Source organism: Vibrio sp. 10N.222.55.C6, assembly GCF_041473395.1.
In the GTDB taxonomy this organism is placed as follows: domain Bacteria; phylum Pseudomonadota; class Gammaproteobacteria; order Enterobacterales; family Vibrionaceae; genus Vibrio; species Vibrio crassostreae_C.
In genome coordinates this window covers 202,285-210,944 of the sequence record NZ_JBFRSD010000002.1, presented here as the reverse complement: position 1 = coordinate 210,944, position 8,660 = coordinate 202,285, and the positions used below count along the sequence as shown (strand labels likewise).

Annotated in this window: 7 protein-coding genes and 1 pseudogene; 7 read left to right on the top strand and 1 reads right to left on the bottom strand. The window is 43.8% G+C overall.

Features of this window, described 5'->3' with window-relative positions:
• The 4 genes from AB4486_RS02670 to AB4486_RS02655 all read left to right on the top strand — a co-directional run.
• A partial coding sequence (locus AB4486_RS02670) for an autonomous glycyl radical cofactor GrcA (RefSeq protein WP_372116416.1) occupies positions 1-219 on the top strand: 219 nt, incomplete at its 5' end.
• Between the two features lie 200 nt (positions 220-419).
• On the top strand, positions 420-1,409 hold the full coding sequence (locus AB4486_RS02665; RefSeq protein WP_372116415.1) for a lipid A deacylase LpxR family protein: 990 nt from the start codon (positions 420-422) through the stop codon (positions 1,407-1,409).
• A 164-nt stretch (positions 1,410-1,573) separates the two neighbouring features.
• Positions 1,574-2,314 (top strand): pyruvate formate lyase 1-activating protein, encoded by a 741-nt coding sequence (pflA, locus tag AB4486_RS02660; RefSeq protein WP_010437353.1) that lies wholly within the window; start codon positions 1,574-1,576, stop codon positions 2,312-2,314.
• Positions 2,315-2,537: 223 nt separating this feature from the next.
• A complete protein-coding gene (locus AB4486_RS02655) occupies positions 2,538-3,038 on the top strand; it encodes a YfbU family protein (protein ID WP_017066932.1) in 501 nt (166 codons plus the stop codon).
• A gap of 108 nt (positions 3,039-3,146) precedes the next feature.
• Here AB4486_RS02655 and AB4486_RS02650 read toward each other — a convergent pair.
• A pseudogene (locus AB4486_RS02650) lies at positions 3,147-3,284 on the bottom strand (MipA/OmpV family protein); the annotation flags it as partial.
• Between the two features lie 382 nt (positions 3,285-3,666).
• On the opposite strand from AB4486_RS02650, the gene AB4486_RS02645 reads away from it, so the two are divergent.
• From AB4486_RS02645 to AB4486_RS02635, 3 genes are all read left to right on the top strand, one after another.
• Complete coding sequence (locus AB4486_RS02645; protein WP_017062132.1) at positions 3,667-5,601, top strand: PrkA family serine protein kinase; 1,935 nt, start codon at positions 3,667-3,669, stop codon at positions 5,599-5,601.
• Between the two features lie 127 nt (positions 5,602-5,728).
• Positions 5,729-7,000, top strand: a complete 1,272-nt coding sequence (locus AB4486_RS02640) for a YeaH/YhbH family protein (protein WP_372116413.1) — start codon at positions 5,729-5,731, stop codon at positions 6,998-7,000.
• An 11-nt stretch (positions 7,001-7,011) separates the two neighbouring features.
• Positions 7,012-8,574: a SpoVR family protein gene (locus AB4486_RS02635; protein WP_017062134.1), complete on the top strand. Its 1,563-nt coding sequence runs from the start codon at positions 7,012-7,014 to the stop codon at positions 8,572-8,574.
• The last annotated feature ends 86 nt before the right edge of the window (positions 8,575-8,660 follow it).

Here is an 8,660-nt window from a genome sequence, read left to right as displayed (position 1 = left end):
CTAATGGATGGTTACTTCCACCACGAAGCTGGCATTGAAGGTGGTCAACACCTTAACGTTAACGTTCTTAACCGCGAAACTCTTGAAGACGCAGTTAAGCACCCTGAGAAATACCCTCAGCTAACAATCCGTGTATCTGGTTACGCTGTTCGCTTTAACTCTCTAACTGCAGAGCAACAAGCTGACGTAATCGCACGTACATTTACTGAGTCTCTATAAGCTCACGCTCAATAGACAGTAAATAATATTAGCCTCGCCAATGTGCGGGGCTTTTTTATATCTGAAATAAATCGCACTACACTCACCTATCCCGCGAAATGTTAGGTTGAGCAAAAAAGCACCCTGCCATTCACTTTTTTTCCACAAATTCTGTCAAATTACGGTAATATCGCGGTTCATAATTTAAGAGTAACTGCTCCATGAAATACCTGCGTTGTTTACCCCTGATTCTTCTCTCTTTCTCATCTTTAGCCTCTGAGCGTTCTACGTTAACTTTTGCTTTAGATAATGATGGTATTTTTGGTGTCGACCAAGACTATACCAACGGCTTATTTCTGGGTTACACATCATCAAGTATTACGCCATATAACTGGGTAAAACCATTGAGTCTTTCCTACTGGGGCGCAAGCTCTCTAGACAAGTGGGAAATCACCATTGGCCACAAGATGTATACGCCTTCTGACATTGAGTTAGAAACGCCATCGCCTAATGATCGCCCATACGCAGGTTACCTTCACACTGAATTCAATTACATCAGCTTAAACCCACAGCAAGCCCAGCGTTTTAATATCACGTTTGGTACTACGGGCGAACGTGCACTGTCTGAAGATGCTCAAAAGCTGGTTCACTCGATCACAAAATCAGATGAGCCGATGGGTTGGGAATACCAAGTTGATGATGAGTGGGCGGGAAGCGTTGGTTACCTAAGCCATTTCAACCTAATGCGTAATCAAGCTCTTGCGAATACTGACTACGAAATCTCTAACGTTTCTGAAATCAACGTCGGTAACTTTAGAAGTGATATCTCGACTGGTTTTATGTTCCGTTGGGGTACGGACTTAGGCGGTAACTTTGGTGCAGCTAACATCACCACAGAAAACCCATTCAAACCTGGCATGATCGGCGCATCAAACGCTGGTTGGTTTACCTATGCCGGCCTTGAAAGTCGCTACCGATTCAACGACCTGACTATCGAAGGTGATCGTTCTGAAATCGAAGATAATTGGCCGAATCCAGAACAATACGATGTGACTTTAGAGAACATTCAGGCTACTGCTGTGCTTGGTGTGGCTTGGTATAACCAATACGTTGGTGCATCTTTCGCGCTAACAGCAAAAACACCGGATTACGAAGAAGCGAAAGAGTCAGTGTACACCACTGGCGGTATCACAATGTTTGCTTTCTTCTAGCCACCAGTAAGGGCTTTCGTCCTTTACTTTTCAAGTTTAATAAAGGCAATCATCTTCACAGGTGGTTGCCTTTATTTTTAAAGGTCTCGTTACCATTTGACCCTATTTTATGTACCGATTTTGTAATAAAATAAACGGTATAAATTCCTCTACGAGAATAGCTCATGTCTACAACTGGTCGCATTCACTCATTCGAATCTTGTGGTACTGTCGATGGTCCTGGTATCCGCTTTATTGTGTTTCTTCAAGGCTGCTTAATGCGTTGTATGTACTGTCATAACCGTGATACATGGGATCTTCATGACGGAAAGGAAGTAACGGTCGAAGAGATCATCAACGAAGCAAAATCATACCGTCATTTCATGAAAGCTTCGGGCGGTGGTATCACCTGTTCTGGTGGTGAAGCGATGCTACAACCTGAGTTTGTTCGTGATTTTTTCCGCGCAGCTCAAGCTGAAGGCATCCACACTTGTCTTGATACTAATGGCTACATTCGTAAGCACACTGAAGTGGTTGACGAAGTACTAGAAGCCTCTGATCTAGTGATGCTCGATCTTAAGCACATGCGAGATGAGATTCACCACGATTTCATTGGTGTATCAAACAGACGTACTCTGGATTTTGCGCGCTACCTACACAAAATCGGTAAGAAGACGTGGATTCGTTATGTGATTGTCCCTGGCTACACGGACACGCCTGAAGATGCTCATCTGCTAGGTGAATTCATCAAAGACATGGATAACATCGAGAAAGTAGAGCTGCTTCCATACCATAAGCTGGGTGCACATAAGTGGGAAGCACTTGGTTTTGACTACCCTCTTGAAGGTACAAATCCGCCAAGCAAAGAGAAAATGGATGAGATTGTTGCTGTTCTTAGCCAGTATCATTCAAACGTAAAATACTAATACTGCAGACGATGCTCAACCTCTATTTTAAACGCCTTATTTTCGATTGGGGCGTTTTCTTTTCTAGCGCTAACTATCCTTTCACTTTTCTTTACAACTTTTTTTTATCAATTCAAAAAATCATATTAAATCCGTGTTGAGATCATGTTTCCACTCGTAGGAATGCTGTTACTCTTACTGCAACAAAAGAATACAACATTTAGTTTTTAGTGAGGCTCCTCCCATGGAAATGACCAATGCTCAGCGTCTAATTCTATCAAATCAATACTACCTAATGTCTCAAATGGATCCTGAGAACTCCGCGAAATACCAGCGTCTACAAACGATTGTAGAACGTGGTTACGAACTCCAAATGCGTGAACTTAACAAAGAGTTTGGTTGTTTGACTGAAGCAGAATGTCGCGAAATTATCGACATCATGGAGATGTACCATGCAATGCAAGAGTCGAACAAAATGCTTGCAGAACAAGAGCGTGCTGAAGTAGACCAACGTCGCCTGCAGTTCTTAGGTTTTGATATCGCTTCTGAAGCGCAGATCGTACACTACGTGCGTTTCCTTGTTGATTCTGAAGGTCTTTACCCTCAATTCGACAAAGCCGATCACCACTTCAATAGCCAGATGCCAATGCTAGAGAAGTACCGTCGCATGCTAACAACATGGCGCAACTGCCCTCGTCAGTACCACCTATGTGCGACAGAGCTATCTCAAATCTTTAGCGCTTAATTCGTTAATAGATCAGCGATAACTTTTAAAAAGTTTCAAGAAAAAGGGTTACTCATCATGAGTAACCCTTTTTTTAATGTTCGCACACAAAGAGAAAAACCAAAGCAACTAGAAAACGTAAGCAACACCAACGTTCGCGGCCATGTTGATACCACTTTCAAGTATTGGGCTATTCTCTATATCACCTTCAAGGTTGGTATAACGAACGCCACCAGTTACTCGAACATTTGGCGTAACATGCAGATAGCTACTATTTTGAACCCATTATTCTTCACTACATCTACCTATTTATTGAGCAATTTTTGATAACTTAGCGCATTATATGGTACTCCATTCCAAAAATCAATAGAGCCCAGTTATACATCTAATGCACATAAATCCATTGTGAGTATTGTTAAGCGACCTAAAATCTCAAAACAAACGGCCAGATCCCCTCGAATGTAAAATAATTTGATTCTACGCGCCTCAAGTTGCCTATTGCGCTCGCCACGTTTTTCACACGCAAAATTGTAAATAAATACATAATTGTTAAGCAAAATTGTGGAAGCGGGTCTAACCTTAAAATGTAGGGAGAGCCTATTTTTCAATCGCTCGTCAGTTTTGACTGGTTAACAAGGGGAATGTGACTATGAGTATCTTTGACCACTATCAATCACGTTATGAAGCAGCCAAGGAAGAAGAGCTGACATTGCAGGAGTTCTTAGGGCTGTGTAAAGACGATAAAAGTGCTTACGCTAATGCTGCCGAGCGCTTATTACTAGCCATTGGCGAACCAGAGGTTATTGACACTGCTCAAGACCCTCAACTGAGTCGTATTTTCTCGAACCGTGTCATCTCACGCTACAGCGAATTTAAAGATTTCTACGGTATGGAAGATGCGATTGAACAGATTGTTTCTTACTTAAAACATGCTGCGCAAGGTTTAGAAGAACGTAAACAAATCCTTTACCTACTTGGCCCTGTGGGCGGTGGTAAATCTTCTCTCGCTGAAAAACTCAAAGCCCTGATGCAGAAACTACCAATCTATGTATTGTCTGCTGACGGTGAACGAAGCCCAGTAAACGATCACCCATTCTGTCTATTCGACGTTAACGAAGACGGCGACTTATTGAAGAACGAATATGGCATTGAGAAACGCTATCTTCGCTCAATTATGTCTCCGTGGGCAGCGAAACGTCTACACGATTTTGGCGGTGATATTTCCAAATTCAAAGTCATCAAACTGCGCCCTTCTATTCTCGATCAAGTTGCGATCGCGAAAACGGAGCCAGGTGATGAAAACAACCAAGATATCTCGTCTCTGGTTGGTAAAGTTGATATTCGTAAACTTGAACACTTCTCTCAAGATGATCCTGATGCCTACAGCTACTCTGGTGCGCTTTGTAAAGCCAACCAAGGTGTGATGGAATTCGTGGAGATGTTCAAAGCGCCAATCAAAGTATTACACCCTCTACTTACGGCAACACAAGAAGGTAACTTCAACGGTACCGAAGGGCTTTCTGCACTGCCATTTGACGGTATGATTCTCGCTCACTCGAACGAATCTGAGTGGCAGACCTTCCGTAACAACAAAAACAACGAAGCATTCCTCGACCGTGTGTACATTGTAAAAGTCCCTTACTGTCTGCGTGTGTCTGAAGAAGTTAAGATCTACAAGAAACTGCTTGAGCACAGTGAGCTATCCCAAGCGCCTTGCTCACCAAGCACACTCGATCTGCTATCGCAATTCAGCATTCTTTCGAGACTAAAAGAGCCTGAAAACTCATCTCTATTCTCTAAGATGCGTGTTTACGATGGTGAGACTCTAAAAGACACCGATCCAAAAGCGAAGAGCTACCAAGAGTACCGAGATTATGCTGGCGTTGACGAAGGCATGTCTGGGCTATCAACGCGTTTCGCCTTTAAGATCCTGTCTCGTGTGTTTAACTTCGACCAAGCCGAAGTGGCCGCGAACCCAGTGCACCTGTTCTACGTTATTGAGCAGCAAATCGAACGGGAGCAGTTCCCTCAAGAGACCGCCGAGAAGTACCTAGAGTTCTTGAAAGGATACCTAGTGCCACGCTACGTAGAGTTCATCGGTAAAGAAATTCAAACCGCTTATCTAGAGTCTTACTCTGAGTACGGTCAGAATATCTTCGACCGCTATGTCACCTACGCAGATTTCTGGATTCAAGACCAAGAGTACCGCGACCCAGAAACAGGCCAACTATTTGACCGTGCTTCTCTGAATGGTGAACTAGAGAAAATCGAGAAGACAGCCGGTATCAGTAACCCTAAAGACTTCCGAAATGAGATTGTGAACTTTGTGCTTCGTGCCAAAGCCAACAATAACGGTCAAAACCCAGTGTGGACGAGCTACGAGAAACTGCGCACTGTGATTGAGAAGAAAATGTTCTCTAACACAGAAGAGCTACTTCCTGTTATTTCGTTCAATGCTAAGACCTCAACGGATGATCAGAAAAAACATGACGACTTCGTTGCTCGTATGATGGAAAAAGGCTACACCGAGAAGCAAGTGAGACTGCTATCTGAGTGGTACCTAAGAGTTCGTAAATCCTCATAACTAAACGGTATTGAGCTGCTCAACTGAGCAGCTCGTATAAACCAACAACTTTTATACCTTAGTAAATCAATAACTCTTATACCCGAATAAAAAGTAGGATCGCGACATCAGCTGAGAGGGAGTTCTTATGGCACAATTTATCGATCGGAGGCTCAATGGCAAAAATAAGAGTGCTGTGAATAGACAGCGTTTCTTACGACGCCATAAAGAGCAAATCAAAGAATCTGTGGCCGATGCAGTTAACCGACGCTCAATCACCAATACAGAAACAGGTGAAGACGTCACTATTCCCCATAAAGACATCAAAGAGCCGAACTTTCACCAAGGTCAAGGCGGCGTAAGAGAGCGCGTTCACCCAGGTAATGATCAGTTCATCACTGGCGATAAAATCGAACGCCCTAAAGGTGGTGGTCAAGGTGGTGGCTCAGGCCAAGGCGACGCAAGCCCTGATGGCGAAGGCCAAGATGAATTTACCTTCCAAATTTCAAAAGATGAGTATCTTGATATTCTCTTTGAAGATTTAGCTCTACCTAATCTAGAGAAAAATCAGGTCAACAAAATCACCGAATGGAAAACTCACCGCTCTGGTTACCAAAGCGCGGGGATTCCATCCAACATCGCTATCGTTCGTTCACTACAGCAATCTCTAGCTCGTAGAACCGCGATGACAGCAGGTAAAAAGCGCGAGCTTAACCTACTGATGGAACAGCTTGACCAAGTTAAAATGACGGAGCCGGCACAACCTTTTGAGGAAGGTCGCCTCAAAGAAGAGATTGCCGAGTTACGTAAAAAGATTGAAAACGTGCCATTCATTGACACCTTCGACTTACGTTTTAAAAACTATGAGAAGCGCCCTATTCCATCTAGCCAAGCGGTCATGTTCTGCTTGATGGATGTGTCCGGCTCAATGGACCAAGCGACTAAAGACATCGCAAAACGTTTCTACGTACTGCTTTATTTGTTCCTCAATCGTACCTACGAAAACGTCGATGTGGTGTTTATTCGTCACCATACTCAAGCGAAAGAAGTCGACGAACATGAGTTCTTCTACTCACAAGAGACGGGCGGCACCATCGTTTCTAGCGCACTGAAATTAATGAAAGAAATTGTCGCAGACCGTTACCCAGCTAATGAGTGGAATATCTATGCGGCACAAGCATCTGATGGTGATAACTGGGCTGACGACTCGCCTCGTTGTAAAGAGCTGTTGGTCAACACGCTTCTGCCAACTTGTCAGTATTACTCTTATATCGAAATTACACGCCGCTCTCACCAAACGCTTTGGCACGAGTATGAGAAGTTAGAAGCAAGCTTTGACAACTTCGCCATGAAAAACATTAAAACGGTGGATGATATTTTTCCTGTGTTTAGAGAACTGTTCCAGAAAGAGACAGCGTAAGGGAGTTTGCCATGACAGCGAAATCAAACGTTGCAGAGAAAAACAAAGCTGCAAAAAAGAAAAACGACAAGATGCTGCCTGATGGTCCAGATTGGACGTTCAACCTCTTGGAGAAATACCACGTAGAAATCAAACGTGTTGCGCAGCATTACCGTTTAGATACTTACCCAAACCAGATTGAAGTGATTACTTCAGAACAGATGATGGATGCCTACTCGAGCATTGGTATGCCTATCAATTACAACCACTGGTCTTTTGGTAAGAAATTCATTCAAACCGAGCAAAACTACAAGCATGGCCAAATGGGCTTGGCATACGAAATCGTAATCAACTCCGATCCTTGTATCGCTTACCTGATGGAAGAGAACACGGTCACAATGCAGGCGCTGGTAATGGCTCACGCTTGTTATGGCCACAACTCTTTCTTTAAAGGCAACTACCTGTTCCAAACATGGACCGATGCCAGTTCCATCATCGATTACTTGTTGTTTGCTAAGAAGTACATCAGTGGTTGTGAAGAGAAATATGGTGTTGCTGAAGTCGAGCAGCTCCTTGATTCTTGTCACGCACTGATGAATTACGGCGTAGACCGATACAAACGCCCTGAGAAGATTTCCATTGCAGAAGAGACAGCAAGACAAGAAGAACGCGAAGCTTATCTGCAATCTCAAGTGAATGAGCTATGGCGAACCGTTCCTCAAAATAAAAGTAAGGAAGAAGAGACCAAGATCCGCTTTCCTAGCGAGCCTCAAGAAAACATTCTCTACTTTATCGAGAAGAACGCACCACTGCTTGAACCTTGGCAACGAGAGTGTGTTCGCATCGTTCGCAAAGTGAGCCAATACTTCTACCCTCAAAAACAAACTCAAGTGATGAACGAAGGCTGGGCAACCTTCTGGCATTACACCATTCTTAACCACCTTTACGACGAAGGCTTGGTGAGTGATAAGTTCATCTTAGAATTCCTACACAGCCATACCAGTGTCGTCGCACAACCCGCCTACAACAGCCCTTATTTCAGCGGAATAAACCCTTATGCGCTTGGCTTTGCGATGTTTAGAGACATCCGACGCATCTGTGAAGAGCCAACCGATGAAGATAGAGAGTGGTTCCCTGAGTTAGCCGGAAGTGATTGGTTAGAAGCGGTGCACTTTGCGATGCACAACTTCAAAGATGAAAGTTTCATCAGCCAATACCTTTCTCCAAAAATCATTCGAGACTTTAAGCTGTTCTCTGTACTCGACGACGACCGTAAAAATACCATTGAGGTGAGTGCTATTCATGATGATCCGGGCTATCGCCTGATTCGTGAGAAGCTTGCGGCGCAATACAACCTAAGTAACCTTGAACCAAACATTCAGGTGTTTAATGTCGATGTTCGTGGTGACCGCTCAATGACACTGCAATATGTGCCTCACGACCGCATCCCGCTTGATAAAGGCTACGACGAAGTGATGAAGCATCTCTATCGCTTGTGGGGCTTTGATGTGATTTTGGAAGAGCTCAAAGATACGGGTCATAGAGAGATTCTGACTACTTGTCCAAAACGTAATGATTATGGAGCCAAGATTTAATATCAATCACAGTAAGTCAGTGTTTGGTATAAAACTCCGCTCCCCCTACAACATAGTGGTCACCCGCTCGGAAGTGGAGCAATAAA

Bases quoted from the DNA above. Each gene is read 5' to 3' on its own strand.
- AB4486_RS02665 (WP_372116415.1), top strand. From the start codon at position 420: ATGAAATACCTGCGTTGTTTACCCCTGATTCTTCTCTCTTTCTCATCT.
- pflA (WP_010437353.1), top strand. From the start codon at position 1,574: ATGTCTACAACTGGTCGCATTCACTCATTCGAATCTTGTGGTACTGTC.
- AB4486_RS02655 (WP_017066932.1), top strand. From the start codon at position 2,538: ATGGAAATGACCAATGCTCAGCGTCTAATTCTATCAAATCAATACTAC.
- AB4486_RS02645 (WP_017062132.1), top strand. From the start codon at position 3,667: ATGAGTATCTTTGACCACTATCAATCACGTTATGAAGCAGCCAAGGAA.
- AB4486_RS02640 (WP_372116413.1), top strand. From the start codon at position 5,729: ATGGCACAATTTATCGATCGGAGGCTCAATGGCAAAAATAAGAGTGCT.
- AB4486_RS02635 (WP_017062134.1), top strand. From the start codon at position 7,012: ATGACAGCGAAATCAAACGTTGCAGAGAAAAACAAAGCTGCAAAAAAG.